Raw genomic sequence first — 17,398 nt, forward strand, 5'->3', positions numbered from 1 at the left:
GCCGGCCGGCCAAAGCTGAGGGCACAGGCGTGCAGGCACAACGGCAAGGGATCGACCGACCGCGCGCGATCGTCGTGATGGGGGTAAGCGGAACGGGCAAGACGACGCTGTCCGTCCGGCTTGGGGCCGAGCTCGGCTGCCCCGTCCTGGAGGGGGATGCCTTTCATTCGATCGCCAGCGTCGCCAAGATGCGGGCCGGCCAACCTCTAGCGGATGCGGATCGCTGGCCCTGGCTCGACCGGCTGGGGGCCGCGATCGGCGAGGCAAGCTCGACGCAGGGCACCGCCGTCGCGGCCTGCTCCGCCCTCAAACGTGCCTATCGCGAGAGGCTGGCCGCTGCATCGGCCGTGCCGATGTACTTCGTTCTGCTCGACACTGCGCGCGAGGAGATCGCGCGGCGCATGGCGAGCCGGGACGGCCATTACATGCCGCCCAGCCTCCTCGACAGCCAGTTGGCGACGCTGGAGCGTCCCATGCCGGATGAGCGCGCCTTGGCACTGGATGCGGCGCGGACGCCCGAACGGCTGTGCGCCGAGGTCTGTGCCTGGCTCGATCTGGTGCCCGCGCCCCGCTGAGCGGGAGCGGCGATCACGGCATCAGTCGCTTGCGGCCCTGCGACAGATGCCAGCGCATCGCCAGCGCCGCACCATCGGCATCGCGGGCGCGGATCGCGTCGACGATCGCGTCATGTTCGTCCATCATCGCGCCGATCACCTCGGGCGGGCGCGCGCGCGAGATCTCGACGCCTGCGCGCAGGATCTGCATCACCGCGTCCTGGAGATGATCGAAGACCGGCAGGAACGCCGCGTTGCCGGTGGCCTCGGCGATGCTGCGGTGGAGGATCCAGTCCTCGTCATGCGCGGGCGCGTTCGAGAGGAGCGCGGCGCGCAGCGCGCTGAGCGCCCGCTCGATCTCCTCCAGTTGCTGATGCGAACGTCGCTGCGCCGCCAGCCGCGCCGCCTCCGCCTCCAGCACGAAGCGCACCTCGTAGGTGCCCAGCGTCGTCGCCAGCGCGTCCATCGGCATGTGCGACCCGAGCCGCTCCGACGGGCGCCGCTTCACGTAGGAGCCGGCGCCCCGGCGTGCCTCGGTGATGCCGTCGGAGGCGAGACGGGCGAGCGCCTCGCGCACGATGGTGCGTGACATGCCGAACCGGTCGGCCAGCCGGGCTTCGGAGGGAAGGCGATCCCCGCTCGCCATCCCCTGATCGTTGATGATCCGGACGATCTCCGTATAGGCGCGATCCGCCAGGCGTCCTTCACTCACGGGAAATCTCCCCGGTGCGCAGCCCGGCATCGCCGGCGATCAGACGACATAGCTCAGCGCCAGGACCAGCAGGAGGCCGACGACCGAGATCGCCGTTTCCAGCAACGACCAGGTGCGGAATGTGTCGGCGGTGCTGGTGCCGACATAGCTTTTGACCAGCCAGAAGCCCGGATCGTTCACATGGCTGAAGAACACCGATCCGGCGCCCACCGCCAGCACGACGAGCTCGGGGGAGACGCCCGATCCCGCCACCACCCCCGGCATGATGCCGACGGCCGTGATCGTCGCCACCGTCGCGGAGCCGGCGGCGAGCCGGATGCCGACCGCGACCAGCCACCCGAGCAGCAGCGGCGAGATGGCGTACATCAGCACGATCCGCGCGAGCAGGTCCGAGAGACCGGCGGTCACCAGCACCTGCTTGAGCGCACCACCCGCACCAATCGCGAGCAGGATCGCACCGGCAGCACCCATGGTCTCGTACCACACCGCGTCCTGGATCGCCGCCTCGCGCAGGCGCCGTCCGAACAGCAGCGGCAGCGCGAGCAGGTTGGCGATGAGCAATGCCACGACCGGGTTGCTCGCGGCGGCAAGCGCCGTGTTGCCGCGCAGCCCCGGCAGCATCTGCCCGATCTCGCCCGCGGCGATCAGAAGGACGGGAAGGAGCACGATGAGCAGCGCGCTTCCGCGGCCGGGTGTCGCGATGTCCAGCTTGTGATCGGTGAGGACCGGCGCCTCCAGCCGCACGCCGCGTGCGGTGACCTTCGCCAGCAGCGGTCCTGCCACGATCGCGGTGGGGATCGCGATCAGGATGCCGTAGAGCATCGTGCGGCCGAGATCGGCGCCCAGCGCCTCGACGGCCAGCAGCGGACCGGGATGCGGGGGCACCAGCGCGTGCACGACGCCCAGGCCCGCGAGTGCCGGCATGATCAGGCGCAGCTTGGCCGTATCCCGTTCGGCAGGATCGTCACCCGCCATCGATTCGGCTGCCGCGACGACGATCGGCAGCAACAGAACGAGACCCGTCTCGAAGAACAACGGCAGGCCGATGACGATCGCGATGCCCAGAGTAGCCCAGGGTGCGGCCCGCGCCCCGGTCAGCTGTAGCGCGCCTTTCGCGAGCGTGGCAGCGCCGCCCGACAGGTGCAGCATCGCGCCCAGCGACAGGCCGAGTGCCACGACCAGGCCGGTGCCGCCGATGATGTCGCCAACGCCCTTCTGCACTGCCTTGGCGGTCTCCGGCAGGGGGAGGCCTGCGAGCAGTCCGACGGCGAATGCGCCGCAGAGCAGGCCGATGAAGGGATGGAGGCGCCCGCGGACGATCATCAGCACCGCGAGCAGGATCCCGCCGAGCGCCGCGCCGATCAGACGAAGGTCTTCGCCTGTCATTCTGCGAGCCCGCGGACATACGCGCGGGAAACCAGCGCCTGGATCATCGACATCCCTCCCAAGGGTCCGGCGGCATTTTGCCTTCCACCTGCAGCTGTAGGACAGGTTTTTGAGGATCAGCAATGAAAAAGGCTTGATCGGCCCCAAATTGCGGGATCATACTCGAAACCTGTCCAACCGAATCCACAAGGGTGGAGCGCTGCGACAAGAGGTCGCCTGGAGCGAACGTCCAGGCGGACGAGGCCGAAGAAGCCAACCAGGAGGAGGATGTCGATGGGAGGGACCGCCCAACAGACTCGCCGATCCGAACCGCTCGCGATCCACGCGGGCGAGACGGGTCTGGCGCAATTGACGCCCACGCAGATCAAGGTCTTGCGCGGCGTGCACTCAGGACTGCTCAACAAGCAGATCGCCTTTGATCTCGGCATCGCCGAGGCGACCGTGAAGGCGCACATGACCGCGCTCATGCGCAAGCTGAACGTGCGCAACCGTACACAGGTGGCGATCGCCGCACAGGCGCTGACCCACCACCTTTCCTGACACCGCCGGCTGCAACAGGCCCGAACACGGCTGGAACTGCCGCTTCATCCGTGCATAAATGGTAACGATACCAAAACAGAGGGAGATGATGGATGAAGGCGACCTGGCTGCTTGGCGCGGCTGCATTGATGCTGCCCGTCCCGGTTGTGGCGAAGTCCTCGTCGGTCTACCTCCAGGCTCCCGAAGACCCGCGCGCGATCACCGTGAGGGGCGTGGGCGACGGACGTGCGGACGATAGCGCCGCGATCCAGCAGGCGATCGATGCTGCGGCCGAAAGCCGCCATGGGGGCGTGGTGTTCCTGCCCTCCGGTCGATACCGGATCAGCCGCACCATCTTCGTGAAGTCCGCCGTGCGGGTGTTCGGCGTCGGCCCCACCCGTCCGGAGATCATCCTGGGCGACAATACCGCCGGCTTCGGCTCGGGCGTCGCGGCGATGGTGGCCTTCACGGGGGAGGATCAATATCGTGTCGGCAAGGCGCCGGTGCCGCCGCGCACCAGCGTTCCGTTCGATCCCAGCATCTTCGACGCGACGTCCAGCACCTTCTACTCGGCGCTTTCCAACGTCGATTTCCGGATCGGCGCGGGCAACGCAGGCGCGGTCGCCGTGCGCTTCCGCGTCGCGCAGCACGGCTATCTGCGCCACGTCGACTTCCACATCGGCTCCGGGCTCGCGGGCGTGTACCAGGCGGGCAACGAGTTCGAGAACCTCCGCTTCTATGGCGGCCGCTATGGCATCATGTCGGAGAAGACCTCGCCTGCCTGGCAGTTCACGCTGATCGACTCCGAGTTCCAGGGCCAGCGCGATGCCGCGATCCGCGAGCACGAGGTCGACCTGACGCTGGTGAACGTCGCCATCCGCGACACGCCCGTCGGCATCGAGATCGACCGCGGCTATTCGGATTCGCTGTTCGGCAAGCAGGTGCGGTTCGAGAATGTCTCGAATGCGGGCGTGCTGATCTCCGAAGAGAACAACGTCTTCACCCAGGTAGGCTTCGCCGATGCGGTGGCGGTCAACACCCCCACGTTCGCCCGCTTCCGCGACAGCGGGAAGACGGTGGCCGGGTCGGGGGCCCGCTACCAGGTCAAGGACTTCTCCTACGGGCTCAAGCTCTTCGGGCTGGGCACGATCGGCGACTATGCGACCGACGTCGAGATGGCGCCGCTCAGCCGCACGCCGGCGCGGCCGGCGGCGAAGATCCGCGCGCTGCCACCCGTGTCGCAATGGACCAACGTCCGCGATCTCGGCGTGAAGGGCGACGACACGACCGACGATACGGCGGCGCTGCAGCGCGCCATCGACACCCACCGCGTGCTCTACCTGCCGCTGGGACGGTACCGCGTCACCGACACGCTCAAGCTGCGTCCGGACACCGTGCTGATCGCGCTCCACCCCAGCCTCACCCACCTCTATCTGCCGGACCAGACTCCGGCGTTCATGGGCGTCGGCGGGCCCAAGGCACTGATCCAGAGCGCGAAGGGGGGCAATGCCATCGTCCACGGCCTGGGACTGTGGACCGGTGGCGTCAATCCGCGTGCGACGGCGCTGCTGTGGCGCGCGGGCGAAACGTCGGAGGTCAACGATGTCAAGATCCAGGGCGGCGGCGGCACCGTGCTGACCAAGGGCAGCCCGATCGGCTTCGGCGATCCGCGCGCGCGCTTCGACGGGCAGTATCCGAGCATCTGGGTGACCGACGGGGGCGGCGGAACCTTTGCCGCGCTGTGGTCGCCCAACACGCTTGCATCCGCCGGCTTCTACGTCTCCGACACCAAGACGCCGGGTCATGTGTACCAGCTGTCGGCCGAGCATCATTACCGTGCCGAGATCGTGCTCAAGAACGTCGAGAACTGGGAATTCCTCGCGCCCCAGACCGAGCAGGAGGTGCAGGACGGCGTTAACGCGGTCTCGACCGAATTCCACAACTCGCGCAACATCCTGTTCGCCAACTATCACGGCTACCGCGTGACGCGGTCGATCAAGCCGATGGATGCGGCGGTGAAGCTCTACAACTCGGGCGACATCCGCTTCCGCAACGTCCATGTGAACGCCGAGAGCGGCTTTGCGAGCTGCGACGCGAAGGGCTGCGGCACCTTCACCCGCGCGAGCAAATTCCCGTTCGAAAACGCGATCAAGGACATGACCCGGCAACAGGAGGTCCGCGAGCGGGAGTTCGCGCGCCTCGACCTGCCCTCCGCGCCCACCGCCGCCGCAACCCAGTCCGGGGTGCCCGTCTCGCCGGGGGTGGAGAAGCTCGCGGACGGCTTCTACTCGATCGCCGGCGGCGCGGTGGATGCCAACGGCAAGCTCTTCTTCATCGACCGCTTTTTTCAGCGCATCCACGGCTGGTCCAAGCCCGAGGGGCTGACGATCGTCGCCGACGCGCCGCTCGACGCCGTCAATCTGGCGGTCGACCGTTCCGGCGACCTGCTGGTGCTCTCCTCGGCAGGTCGGGACGGCACGGTGTTCAGCATCGATCCGGAAAAGCCGGCCGATGTCCGCGTGATCGCCCCCACGCCGGTTCGCGCGCACAACGGTGCCTCGACCCTGCTTCCGGTCAACGTCTGGGCGAATGGCGAGTTCGCCGACCGCATCGATCCCGCGACCTACACCTATCCGCCGCTGTCCCATTTCTTCACCGACAAGATGGGGGAGGCGAAGGCGCAGGAATATGTCTCGCCGGACGGATCGCTGGTGCTGCCGGCCTTCCGCGTGTGGAATCAGGGGCCGGACGATCATCGCGGGTGGCGCTGGTCGGACACCCTCGACGCCTATGGGCTGGTCGCGGCCGATGCCGAGGGCCGGGTCGTCGTCACCAACGCATCGGAGAACCGGACCTACAGCGGCCGGGTGGCCGAGGGCGGCCGGGTGACCGACCTCAAGATCGTGGCGGATCGCGGCGGCGAGAGCGTGGCGCGGGATGCTGCCGGCAACCTCTATGTCGCGAACGGGCAGGTGTTCGTCTACGGCCCGGACTCGCGCCTGCAGCGGCGGATCGACGTGCCGGAGCGGCCGCTGCAGCTGCTGCTGGGCGGACCCGACCGGCGGACGCTCTACATCCTGACCCATCACAGCCTGTACGCGACCGGCATCTGATCGCGGCGTGCCGGCGGCGGCTAGCCCCCGCCGCCGGCACGCACATGCGCCGTCATGCCCGCCACCAGGGCGTCGAAGGCGATGCGCATGCGCCGGGTGCTGCGCAGGTCCTCGTGCATGACGATCCAGACGTCGAGATGGGCGACAAAGGCATCGCGGAGCACCGGCACCAGCGCCGGGTCGCGCCGGGCGATCGGATCCTGGACGATCCCCACCCCGAAGCCGGCACGCACCGCCGCCACCTGCGCCAGCTGGTTGTCGGTGCGCAGCGTGAAATCCGGAAGCGCCGCCAGTTCGGCATGGATCGAGCGAAGCGCCGCCGCGTCCCGATCGAAGCCGATCAGCGCGTGGCCGGCGAGATCCTCCATGGTCTCGAGCGGGCCTGAGCGCGCCAGATAATCGCCATGCGCATAGAGGCCGAGCCGGATGCGCCCGACCGCCTTCGCCAACAGCGCCTGTTGTCGCGGCGGGGTCATCCGCACCGCGAGATCCGCATCGCGACGGAGCAGGTCGGACGACGCGTTGGTGAGGAGCAGCTCGAAGGTGAGGCGCGGATGCTCCGCGTTCAGCCTGGCGAGGATCGGCGGCAGCACCTCGGCGCCGACCACTTCACTGGCGCTGATGCGGACGACGCCCGCCTCGGCCCCGCTGGGAGCGGAGGCGGTGCGCACCAGCGCGGCGGCGGCGAGCGCCATCGCGCGGGCATGGGGAGCGAGGGCGTGGGCTTCCTCCGTCGGCTGGAGCCCGCGGCCCGAGCGCGTGAACAGCGCCCCTGCACCGAGCGCGGCCTGAAGCTCTGCGATGTGGCGGCCTGCGGTCGGCTGGGTGAGGCCAAGCGTGCGGGCAGCACCGGACAGCGTTCCCTCCCGCATCACGGCGTCGAAGGTGCGCCAAAGCTCCCAGCCAGGCTGCGGATGATCCATGCATTTCTGCATAGCAGAGCTGCGAGCTTCGGCAATTTCCGTTCGCACGCGACCGGGCGATGTCTGCGGCGACAGGCAAGGAGGCGGACAGGATGGAGCAGAAGAAGACGGCGCTGGTGATCGGGGCCACAGGCGGGATTGGCGGCGAGGTCGCACGGGCGCTGCAGGCGGGCGGCTGGGCAGTGCGGGCGCTGCATCGGGAGCCGGGGCGAGCGCGGGCAAGCAACCCGGCACTGGAGTGGGTGGCCGGCGACGCCCTGGATGCCGCCTCGGTCGTACGCGCGGCAGCCGGGGTGGAGGTCGTGGTGCACGGCGCCAATCCGCCCGGCTATCGCAACTGGAAGGGGCTTGCCCTGCCGATGCTGGAGAGCAGCATCGCGGCGGCTGCGGCCGGGGGCGCAAGGCTGCTGCTTCCCGGCACCGTCTATAACTACGGACCCGACGTGGGGGCGGTGGTGGACGAGGCGGCTCCGCAGCGACCGACCACGCGCAAGGGCGCGATCCGGGTCGCCATGGAAGACCGGTTGCGCGAGGCCGGCGTGAAGACCCTGATCGTGCGGGCCGGGGACTTCTTCGGGCCGCGCACGGGCAACAGCTGGCTGGCGCAGGGAATGCTGCCTACGCCCGGTCCCGTGAAGCGGGTGTTCAATCCCGCGCGGGCGGGGGTCGGCCATGCATGGGCCTATCTTCCCGATCTGGCCGCCACCATGGTGCGCCTGCTCGCCCGCGAAGGCGCGCTGGACAGAGTCGAGGTCTTTCACTTCGGCGGCCACTGGGTGGACGACAACCGCGCGTTCGCAGAGGCAATCCGCCGGGCGGCGGGGCGGCCGCGCGCGCCCATCTACCCGTTCCCCTGGCCGGTCGTGCACGCGCTGGCGCCGTTCAACGAGACGCTGCGCGAGATGCGGGAGATGATCTATCTGTGGCGACGCCCGCTGCGCCTGGCGGATACCAAGCTGCGCGGGTTCCTCGGCACCGTGCCCGAGACACCGCTCGACCAAGCCCTCCGCGCAACCCTGGAGGGACTTGGTCGCCGGTGAGCCTTCCCGCTCAGGCCAGACGCTGGAGCGGCCCGCTGGAGGTCGCTCGGAAGCGGGCGGCCACCGCGGTCGTATAGGGCTTGGCGACGATAGTGGAGACGGTCGCGAACTCCGCGACCGCCGCCTCGCGGGTGAGCGTCAGGCGAAGGAACCCCTTGTTGTCCTGATCGCAGAACTGCACTTCCTCGTTCGTGTCCGCGATCAGCCGGCCGATGCCCGGCAGCAGCGAGCCGTAGGAAGGGCTGCTGATCGCCGTCGTGCCGAACTCGACCGCGGCAAGCGTGCCCTTCTGGTCGTGGAGGTCGTTGGCCCAGGCAGCGTGGCTGTCGCCCGACAGCACGATCGGCCGCGATCCTGCCCGGCGGAAGCTGGCGTACAGCCGCTCGCGCGCGGCCGGATAGCCGTCCCAGCTGTCGAAGTTGAACGGCAGGCCGGCGCGATAGGAGGCGAGCGCCGCGGCCATCCGCTCGCGATAGGCGGCGGGCATCTTCGCCATCATCGCCGCGTGGCGTTCCGCGCCGAGCTGGCGCTCGACGTCGGGGCCGGCGACGCGCGCCATCACCACCTGATTGCCTAGGACCTGCCACGGCTTGCCCGCCTTCACCGAGGCCGCAAGCGTTCCTTCGAGCCAGCGCTGCTGACGGGGGCCCAGCAGCTCCCGATCGGCGCGCGCACGCTCCGCCATCATCGGCGCATAATCGGCTTGGGTCGGAGCGGCGCCCTTGGCCGCGACCTGGCGCGCGCGGGCGAGAAGGCGGGTCTCGACCATCGCCAGTGTCGCCAGGTCGCCGAATTCGAAGCTGCGGTTGATCGCGTCCCACGGCTGGCCCGGGCGCGGATCGCGGATCGGCATCCACTCGAAATAGGCCTGCATCGCTGCCGCCTTGCGCTTCTCCCAGTCGCCTTCCGTGGCAGCATCGTGGTTCTCGGCGCCGTGCATCCAGCTGTCGTTGGCGACCTCATGATCGTCCCACACGCAGATAAAGGCGGCGCGGGCATGCGCTGCCTGCATGTCGGGATCGCGCTTCACCTGCGCGTGGCGGAGGCGGTAATCGGCGAGCGTCAGGATCTCGTGCCGCGGCTCGGGCAGGCGACCGAGCCTGGCACCCATCTCCGCGCCATATCCTTCCGCACCATATTCGTAGATATAGTCGCCCAGGTGGAGCACTGCGTCGAGCCGGTCGCTGCGCGCGATCGCGTCATAGGCATTGTAGAGCCCGCCCGGGTAGAGTTGGCAGGAGACCACCGCGAACACCAGTTCCGTCGTTGCACCGGTCGGGAGCGTGCGGAATCGGCCGGCCGGCGAGCGCGTGCCGTCCTCGCTCGTGAACCAAAACCAATATTCGGTGCCGGCGGAGAGGCCGCTTGCCGCGACCTTGGCCGTGAAGTCGCGTGCTGCCCGGGCGGCCACTTCACCGGAAGCGATCGGCGGCGCGCCCTCCGCCGGGGCCACGTGCCAGCGCAGCGGAATGTCGGCGGTGGCTCCGGCGGGCGGGGTCGCGCGAGTCCACAGGATCGCACCGTCCGCCGAGGGATCGCCGCTTGCGACACCATGGTCGAAGTGGACCGCGCCCGGTGCCGCGCCGGCGCCTGCGGGCAATGTCAGGGCAAGGCCCGTTCCCAGCAGGGACAAGGCGCCGCGGCGGTTGATCGTCATCGAAAATGCTCCCCAAATCTGCCGCGGCCACTAAGCAGCGCGCGCGACACTTCGGTTGCGGAGGCGTGACATTTTGGGGAAGCGCGCGTCACTGCCGCGTCACGCGGCTGCCGCCGCTTTGTCACCTGTCCTCCCTAGTCGGGCGGCGTCGCCGTTTGGGGGAAACAGAAGATGCGGAAGTTTGGATTGGGGTTCGTTCTGGCGACGCTCGGCGCCGGGGTATCGTCGGGCGCGCTGGCGCAGGCGAGTGCCCAGCCGGAGGGCGAGGGACCGGCCTTCGAAGCGGGCGAGGTCATCGTCACGGCACAGAAGCGCGCGCAGCGGATCGAGGACGTGCCGGTCACGGTCACCGCGCTGTCGGGCGAGCACATGGCCGACATCGGCGTGTCCGAACTCGACGAGGTGGCGGCGTTCATCCCGGGCCTTCAGGTGCAGGAGCAGAGCGCCAACAACCCCGGCTTCGTGATCCGCGGCATCACCTCGGACTCGGGCTCCGCACAGCAGGGCGCGCGCGTCACGCTCTACTATAACGGCGTCGACATCAGCCGTTCGCGTGGCGCCTATCAGGACTTGTACGACCTGGCCCGCATCGAGGTGGTGAAGGGTCCGCAGGCGACGCTGTTCGGCACCGCGGCTGCAGTCGGCGCGATCAGCATCGTGCCCGCCGCACCCGAGCCGGGTTTCTCGGGAGAGGTCGCCGGCTCCTACGGCAACTTCGATCGCACCCAGGTCTCCGGCTTCCTGAACGCGGGGGACGAGGTGCTCGCGGGGCGTATCGCTTTCGCCTACAAATACCGCCGCGGCTATGTCCGCAACATCGCCGGCGATCCCGACGTTCCGAACCAGAACCAGGGCCGGGTCGACCAGGACGACCTCAATGGTCAGGACCAGCGCGGCATCCGCGGATCGCTTCGCTGGCAGCCGAGCGATGCGGTGACCGCGGACCTGGTCCTCACCTATGATGGGCAGCGCAATCCCGGCACCGCGTTCAAGTCGCGCGCGCATGCCCCCACTGGCGGGCAGACCGGCGACTATGGCTATGCCGAGCTGTCGGGCTCTCCCTACAGCGAAGAGGTGCTCGGCGCACGCAAGCTCGGGCTCGACCGCAACGTCTATGACGCCAACCTGACGGTGAACGTCGATCTGGCGGACGGTATCCGCTTCACGACCGTCAACGGCTTCCGCCATTTCGACGCGCTGGAGGTGTTCGACGCCGATGGCGGCCCGGCCTGGTACCTCGAGTTCGCAGAGGATGCGAAGGGGGAGCAGTGGAGTCACGAGGGCCGCTTCTCGTTCGAAGGTGCGGAGTATCGCGCGGCCTTCGGCTGGAACGCCTTTTTCGAAAACGGCTATCAGCGCGTGCCCTTCTCGACGGAGGAGGGGACGTATCTCGCCTGCTCGGTGGCGGCAGCCTATGCGCCGATCCGCGCCCAGCTCCAGGCGGCCGGGATTCCCACCGGAACGGGCTGTGTTCTGCCGAACGGCACCATCCCGGCGACGCAGGTGACGTCGATCGTCACCGGCGGTGCGCTCCGTGAGCTTCCCTACGCGTCGGAGTTCAGCAACTACGGCAACAACGACACCTATTCGGTGTTCGCCGACGCCACCTGGATCCCGACGCCGCGCCTGGAACTGACCGCGGGCGCCCGCGTGCTGATCGAGGACCGCAAGTCCGGCTACAGCTCGATCCAGCCCAACTCCGTGATTCTGGCCGCACTCGGCATTCGCACCAGCCTGATCGGCACCGCGAACACCCAGGGCGCGAAGCTGACGGCGCAGCGCAGCTTTGCGGCGCTGCTGCCGCGGTTCAACGCGCTGTTCCGGCTGAACGACAGCCTCAACCTCTATGGCACCGTCAGCAAGGGCCGGCGCTCGCCGGTCGTGCAGCTGAGCGCCGCCAACAGCGCCGCCGGCGTGGTGCCGAACCTTCAGTTGGTGCCCGAGGAAACGGTCTGGAACTACGAAGGCGGCATCAAGGGGCGGGTCGGCCCGTTCACCGGCGCGGCGTCCGTCTTCTACCAGCGGTACAAGGGGTTCCAGGTCTCCGTCACCGGCGAGGACGGCGTCACCCGCACGCAAAGCGCCGGATCGGCCGACAATCTGGGCGTCGAGCTGGAGGCGAGCCTTGCCATTTCGCCGGTGCTGACCCTGTTCGGCAGCTTCTCTTACCTCGATGGCGGGATCGCGGATGATGCGGCGAACGGCGTCTATGCCGGCAACCGCTTCCGCCTGCAGCCCGACACGACGGCGTCGGGCGGCGCATCGCTGCGCGTGCCGGTCGGCAACTGGACGCTCTATGCGACGCCGACCGTCACCTACCGATCGAAGGTGTACTTCGAGGTGCCGAACAACGAGGCGATCAGCCAGGACGGCTATGCGCTGGTCAACCTTCGCGCCGGAATCGAAACCGCGGACGGCCGCTACCGGATCGGGGGCTTTGCGCGGAACCTGACGGACGAGCAGTATCTGATCGATGCCGGCAACACCGGCGGCGGCTTCGGCATCCCGACCTACATCGCAGGCGAGCCGCGCTTCTATGGCGTGGAACTCGGCGCCCGCTTCTGAACCCTATCGCCGCCGCCCGCATCGGGCGGCGGCGCGCTAGAAGCGGTCGGTGATGCGGCCGTCGACCTGCCGGTCCTTCAGCCAGCGCGCGCCGGTGCTGCGAAATCCGGTGACGTCGGTGAGCGCGAAGGTTTCGCCCCGCGGGGCGCGAAGGTTGGTGATGTCCGCATCGGCCACGTCCTCCAGCCAGATCGCGGGTCGCGGATCGGGCGCCGCGGTCGCGATCTCGACATGGTGCATTTCCAGGTTGCGGAGGTGGCGCGCGAACAGTCCCGTCGCGGGAAGGTCTCCGAACATGGTGGCCTCGGGATAGCCGAGCTCGTTCTCGGGTGGGCGCACCTGCGCCATCGCCGCCCCCCCGACATGGTGGAGGTAGATGTCGGACAGGGACACGTCCTCGATCGGATGCCCGGCAAGTCCGGCGAAGACCGAGGGCAGGGGCGTCGCGTTGCTGCTGGTCACGTTCTGGATCATCACGCGCTTGAGCGTCCCGATCGGCCGTCCGGCGGGACCGCGCATGCGCTTGCCCAGGCGCAGGAACAGCGGCGCGTCGACGATCCCGCGCATGGTGATGTTGCTGATCGCGAAATCCTCGATCACGCCGCCGTCGACCGTCTCGATCGCCAGGCCGCGGCTGTCCTCGAACACGCAGTTGCTGATCGCCACATTGCGGAAGCCGCCGTTGGTCTCGGTCCCGAACTTGATGCGCCCGTGGATCTGCGGGGCGAAGTCGGCCGGCATCTTGCGGAAGCTTCCGTCGATGACGGAGCCGACCTGGTAATTGCCGGTCACGAAGCAGTTGGCGATCGTCAGGTTCTCGGTGATGCGCGGCTCGCCCAGCGCATAGCTCGACTTGGGGCAGATGCCGTCGTCCCAGGGCGAGTTCACCGTGCAGTTGGTGACGCGCACGTTGCGGCAGCAGTCGATGTCGAAGCCGTCGCGGTTGGTGTCGACGACGACATTGTCGATCGTCATGTTGTCGACGCCGGTCGCGAGCAGCGCGAACCAGCCGCCTTCCAGCACCTTGAAGTCGCGCAGCAGGACGTTGCGGCAGTTCTTGAGGGCGATCGCCTTGTTGCCGGTGCCGGGTCCCGAGGGGTCCTTCAGCCAATTGTCCTTGCCGTCGCCGCGGCCGAGCCCCTTGCCCCAGATGAGGCCGGGGCCGAGGATCGCGATGTCGTGCAGTCCCTCGCCCCAGATCAGGCTGTTGCGCCAATGGCTGTGGCCGAAATCCTGGAAGCCGACCGCGCCCGGGTCCTGCGGCTCGGCGACATCATAGCCAGCGCTCGCGGTGGGGGCGGCGGCAAGGATCGTCGCGCCCTGGTCCAGGTAGAGCGACACCCGGCTCTTCAGCCGGATGGTATGGGAAGCATAGGTGCCGGCGGGGAACACGACGGTGCCGCCGCCTCGCGCTGCGGCATGATCGATCGCACGGTTGATCGCGGACGTGTCGAGGGAACGGCCGTCACCCCTCGCCCCGAAGCGGCGGACGCTGACCCAGCCTTCACCGGCGGCCTGTCCGGCGGCCCATGCGGGGGACAGGACCAGGCCGCCGGCGGCAACGGCCCCGCCCAGCAGCGCGGAACGACGATCGATCAACATCCTGTCTCTTTCTCCGCAACCCAAGGGGTGGGGGAGCCCACCCCTCACAGATCAGAACTTCGCGGTGGCGCCCAGGAAGAACTCCGGCCCGAGCACGTCGTAGGTGGCCGAGAAGGTGTTGGCGCTCGGCCCCTGGGTGGTGATCGGGGGCTTGTTGTTGAGCACGTTGTTGACGCCCCCGAAGAACTCGACCTTGTCCGTCACGCCCAGGCTGAACGAGACATCGACATAGTTCTGCGCAGCTAGGCGCGGATAGGCGAAGTTGGTGATCGGCGGAGCGGTCTCAGCATTCTGGCGCAGCGGCACGATGTAGCGATCCGTGGTCACCGGGCCGATGTAGCGATGGCGGACGCTTGCCGAGAACTCGCCCATGTGGAGCGTCGCCCGCGTGGTGCCGCGCCATTCCGGCAGCGGCTGCCCGCAGGTGGGACCGAACGCGCCGACGCACTTGTTCTTGATGTCCGGGAATGCGGCGACCGGCGTCAACGTGAAGTCGAGCAGGTAGGTGAAGGTGGAGCTAAGCTCGACCGAGGTGTCGCCCGATCCGATGTCGAAGCGGTAGCGGCCGGCGAAGTCGATGCCCTCGGTCTGCATCGAGCCGGTGTTCGCGTTCAGGATGCGGGCGACATAGGGATCGTTGAGTTCGCCCGTGCGGGGATCCCGGGTAAGCGCGCGGCAATATTCGCTGCTCGCATCCTGCAACGTCAGGTAGCAGAGGTTGAAAGTGTTCTGCAGCCCGCCGCCGAGCGCGGCAACCGCCCCCTTCAGGTCGATGTTGAAGTAATCGACGCTCAGGTAGAGCCCTGGTGCGAAGCGCGGCGTGAGAACGGCACCCGCGGTATAGGTGTTCGACTTCTCGGCATCGAGGTTGGGGTTGCCGCCGAAGTCCGCCGGGATGATCGAATTGGGCTGCACGTCGGGCGAGAAGACCGCCGCCGCCGGCACGCCCGTCGCGATGCACACCGCGCGCACCGCCTCGGTCTGCTGCGAAGCCGGCGCACGGCCCGAGCAGGGGTCGGTCGCAGCGCCGACGACGCGATTGATGCCGCCGTAGAGCTCCCCGACGTTGGGGGCGCGGATCGCGCGCTGGTACTGGCCGCGCAACGTGAGGTCGCGCGACACGCGCCAGTCGAGGCCGGCCGAATAGGTCCATTGGCCGCCCACGCCATCCAAGCTGTAGTCGGAGAAGCGGAACGCACCGTTGAAGGCGAGGCTTTCGATGAACGGCGTGTTGTGGATCAGCGGGATCCGGACTTCGCCGAACCCTTCCTTCACCGAAACCGAGCCCTGGGTCGGCAGGCCCGGGTTGAAGCCGGCGACGTCGCCCGATGCCAGGAAGGAGTCCGGTGAGAAGGTCGCACTGACCTTGCGCCACTCGAAGCCGCCCGAGAAGCCGAGCGCGCCGGCCGGCAGGTTGACGAGGTTGCCGGTCAGGCTGGCTTGCGCGACCTGTTGCGTGGCGACGGTGGTGTTGGTGGCGTTGATGCGGATTGCGGCTGCGCATTCTGCGCTGACGTTCGCGCCGAAGATGTTGCACAAGGGGGCTGCGCCACCGTTCGAAAGCAGCGATTCCTGAAGTCGGCTGCGCGACAGGGCGTTGCGCAGCTGCAGCGTGTTCTCGCTGCGCGAGTAGGTGTAATAGGCGTCCCACTTCAGGTCGGTCAGAAAGTTCTCGGACGCGCTGCCGAGATCGCCGCGAAGGCCCCAGGCGCCGCGATAGACGTTACGCCGCTCCGTCGCGGCACGCGCGCCCACCTCGACATAGCGGCGGCCGGCGGTGACCAGCGCCAGGCCGTCGCCGGGGTTGTTGATCCGCGTCGCCGTGCCGCTGGTGACGGTCGTCGGCCCCGTCTCGGCAAGATCGAGCTGCCGGAACACCTCCTGCAGTGCGGGCGTTAGATAGGGATTGTTGACGTTGAACAGCGTCGGTGCGCCGACGTTGGTCGGTGCCAGCCGCGCATCCACCTCGTTGTGCGAGTAGTGGAGCTCCATGTAGCCGGTAATCGAGTCGGTGAAGTCGTAATGCGCGAAGCTGTTGATCATCCAGCGCTTTTGCGGCTGGATGAGATAGTTGTCGGGGCCCAGGTTGAAGTCGTCCTGAGGCGTGATCGCGGGGCGTGCGGCGGAGCCCTCGTCGTTGAAGGTGAAGCCGCGACCGCCCAGGCTTCCAAGACCCGCTGCGGCATAGGCTGCGTTCAGCGCGGCGTTCGTGCCGCCGAAGGCGGGGATGCCCGAGAAGCGCCCGTTGGGAATGTCGCCTGAGCCGCTGGCCAGGAAGCCGAGTTCGCCGCCGCCCGCGACGCAGCCCTGGCCTGCCGGCGGGGTGAAGGGGGTGCCGGGGCCGGATGCGCTTCCCGAGCCTGGCACGACGCAGCCGTCGGAGAGAGAAAGATAGGCGAAGCTGCCGCGCTGCCCGCGGGTGATGGAGCCGCGGTCGAGATAGTTCATCGAGACGACGGCGTTGCCGCGCCCGTCGGCGAAATTGCCTCCGACGGTCAGGTCGTAGTTGTAGGTGGGCGTGCTGGTCGGCCCCGCCAGGTTCAGCTGGGCGCGCGCCTCGACGCCCTCGAAATCGGTGCGCATGATGAAGTTGACGACGCCGGTGATCGCGTCCGAGCCATAGACGGCCGAGGAGCCGCCGGTGACGATCTCGGTGCGGGCGATCAGGGTGGAGGGAATGGTGTTGAGGTCGACGACCTGCTCCGGCCCGAAGATCGCGAAGCGACGGCCGTTCACCAGCACCAGGTTGCGGGTCGAGCCGAAGCCGCGGAGGTTCACGTCGGCATAGCCGCCGGGGACGGTGTTGGACGTCGCGCCGCCGAGCTGCGAGGCGACGGTCTGCGGGATCTGTTGCAGCGTGCGTTCGATGTTGAGGTTGCCCGAGAGCTTCACCTCCTGCGCATCCACGACGTTGACGGGGGTCGGCGCGTCGAAGCCGTTGCGGGCGATGCGCGACCCCGTGACGATGACCTCGGCTCCGGGCTGGCCGTCCGCAGTGACCTGGCTGCCGGCCTGGCCGTTCGGATCGTCGACGGTGCTGGTTTGGGCAGTCCCGGTGGGCCCGATGGGCGTGGGTGCCGCCTGCTCGGTCGCCTGGACGGGCACCGCCTGCGCAAAGGCCGGGCCTGTGAGCAGCACGGCTGCCGTCAATATCGCCGAGCCGCCCAGCAGGTGCGCGCGAACTAGAGCCCGAGTCCCCATCAAACATCCTCCCTTTGCTGCCGACCCATTGGTCGGCCTGTCGCCCCGCGGCGCGACGGTTGGTCCGCCTGCTGCCAATTCGTGCGCGATAGCGCTAACGTTCGCGAGACATATTGAAACGTAGTT

At 68.5% G+C, this 17,398-nt stretch carries 11 protein-coding genes; 5 read left to right on the forward strand and 6 right to left on the reverse strand.

Going from position 1 to position 17,398, the window contains the following annotated elements; translation table 11 throughout:
• The first annotated feature begins 29 nt into the window (after window positions 1–29).
• Window positions 30–575 (forward strand): gluconokinase, encoded by a 546-nt coding sequence (locus tag EO081_RS15245; RefSeq protein WP_375781672.1) that lies wholly within the window; start codon window positions 30–32, stop codon window positions 573–575.
• Between the two features lie 13 nt (window positions 576–588).
• On the opposite strand, the gene EO081_RS15250 is transcribed toward EO081_RS15245, so the two are convergent.
• Both EO081_RS15250 and EO081_RS15255 read right to left on the reverse strand, forming a co-directional pair.
• Window positions 589–1,266, reverse strand: a complete 678-nt coding sequence (locus tag EO081_RS15250) for a FadR/GntR family transcriptional regulator (protein ID WP_129343098.1) — start codon at window positions 1,264–1,266, stop codon at window positions 589–591.
• A 39-nt stretch (window positions 1,267–1,305) separates the two neighbouring features.
• A complete protein-coding gene (locus EO081_RS15255; protein ID WP_129343100.1) occupies window positions 1,306–2,652 on the reverse strand; it encodes a GntT/GntP/DsdX family permease in 1,347 nt (448 codons plus the stop codon).
• Window positions 2,653–2,925: 273 nt separating this feature from the next.
• Here EO081_RS15255 and EO081_RS15260 point away from each other — a divergent pair, with 273 nt between their 5' ends.
• Complete coding sequence (locus tag EO081_RS15260; protein WP_240697711.1) at window positions 2,926–3,192, forward strand: helix-turn-helix domain-containing protein; 267 nt, start codon at window positions 2,926–2,928, stop codon at window positions 3,190–3,192.
• A 92-nt stretch (window positions 3,193–3,284) separates the two neighbouring features.
• Window positions 3,285–6,284 (forward strand): glycosyl hydrolase family 28-related protein, encoded by a 3,000-nt coding sequence (locus EO081_RS15265; protein WP_129343102.1) that lies wholly within the window; start codon window positions 3,285–3,287, stop codon window positions 6,282–6,284.
• A gap of 20 nt (window positions 6,285–6,304) precedes the next feature.
• On the opposite strand, the gene EO081_RS15270 is transcribed toward EO081_RS15265, so the two are convergent.
• Window positions 6,305–7,207 (reverse strand): LysR family transcriptional regulator, encoded by a 903-nt coding sequence (locus EO081_RS15270; protein WP_129343104.1) that lies wholly within the window; start codon window positions 7,205–7,207, stop codon window positions 6,305–6,307.
• A gap of 92 nt (window positions 7,208–7,299) precedes the next feature.
• Between EO081_RS15270 and EO081_RS15275 the strand changes: the two genes are divergently transcribed.
• Window positions 7,300–8,247, forward strand: coding sequence for an NAD(P)H-binding protein (locus EO081_RS15275; protein WP_129343106.1), 948 nt, complete (start codon window positions 7,300–7,302; stop codon window positions 8,245–8,247).
• 10 nt (window positions 8,248–8,257) lie between these two features.
• Here EO081_RS15275 and EO081_RS15280 read toward each other — a convergent pair whose 3' ends face one another.
• Window positions 8,258–9,904, reverse strand: a complete 1,647-nt coding sequence (locus EO081_RS15280) for an alkaline phosphatase D family protein (protein WP_129343107.1) — start codon at window positions 9,902–9,904, stop codon at window positions 8,258–8,260.
• A 171-nt stretch (window positions 9,905–10,075) separates the two neighbouring features.
• Between EO081_RS15280 and EO081_RS15285 the strand changes: the two genes are divergently transcribed.
• Complete coding sequence (locus tag EO081_RS15285) at window positions 10,076–12,469, forward strand: TonB-dependent receptor (protein ID WP_129343109.1); 2,394 nt, start codon at window positions 10,076–10,078, stop codon at window positions 12,467–12,469.
• Between the two features lie 36 nt (window positions 12,470–12,505).
• On the opposite strand, the gene EO081_RS15290 is transcribed toward EO081_RS15285, so the two are convergent.
• Together EO081_RS15290 and EO081_RS15295 are read right to left on the reverse strand one after the other, a co-directional pair.
• On the reverse strand, window positions 12,506–14,071 hold the full coding sequence (locus EO081_RS15290; RefSeq protein WP_129343111.1) for a rhamnogalacturonidase: 1,566 nt from the start codon (window positions 14,069–14,071) through the stop codon (window positions 12,506–12,508).
• 51 nt (window positions 14,072–14,122) lie between these two features.
• Complete coding sequence (locus EO081_RS15295) at window positions 14,123–17,272, reverse strand: TonB-dependent receptor plug domain-containing protein (RefSeq protein WP_129343113.1); 3,150 nt, start codon at window positions 17,270–17,272, stop codon at window positions 14,123–14,125.
• Between the last annotated feature and the right edge of the window lie 126 nt (window positions 17,273–17,398).

The organism is Sphingomonas desiccabilis, from assembly GCF_004135605.1.
Classification (GTDB): Bacteria; Pseudomonadota; Alphaproteobacteria; order Sphingomonadales; family Sphingomonadaceae; genus Sphingomonas; species Sphingomonas desiccabilis.

Bases quoted from the DNA above. Each gene is read 5' to 3' on its own strand.
- EO081_RS15255 (WP_129343100.1), bottom strand. From the start codon at position 2,652: ATGACAGGCGAAGACCTTCGTCTGATCGGCGCGGCGCTCGGCGGGATC.
- EO081_RS15295 (WP_129343113.1), bottom strand. From the start codon at position 17,272: ATGGGGACTCGGGCTCTAGTTCGCGCGCACCTGCTGGGCGGCTCGGCG.
- EO081_RS15280 (WP_129343107.1), bottom strand. From the start codon at position 9,904: ATGACGATCAACCGCCGCGGCGCCTTGTCCCTGCTGGGAACGGGCCTT.
- EO081_RS15290 (WP_129343111.1), bottom strand. From the start codon at position 14,071: ATGTTGATCGATCGTCGTTCCGCGCTGCTGGGCGGGGCCGTTGCCGCC.
- EO081_RS15275 (WP_129343106.1), top strand. From the start codon at position 7,300: ATGGAGCAGAAGAAGACGGCGCTGGTGATCGGGGCCACAGGCGGGATT.
- EO081_RS15270 (WP_129343104.1), bottom strand. From the start codon at position 7,207: ATGGATCATCCGCAGCCTGGCTGGGAGCTTTGGCGCACCTTCGACGCC.
- EO081_RS15285 (WP_129343109.1), top strand. From the start codon at position 10,076: ATGCGGAAGTTTGGATTGGGGTTCGTTCTGGCGACGCTCGGCGCCGGG.
- EO081_RS15260 (WP_240697711.1), top strand. From the start codon at position 2,926: ATGGGAGGGACCGCCCAACAGACTCGCCGATCCGAACCGCTCGCGATC.
- EO081_RS15265 (WP_129343102.1), top strand. From the start codon at position 3,285: ATGAAGGCGACCTGGCTGCTTGGCGCGGCTGCATTGATGCTGCCCGTC.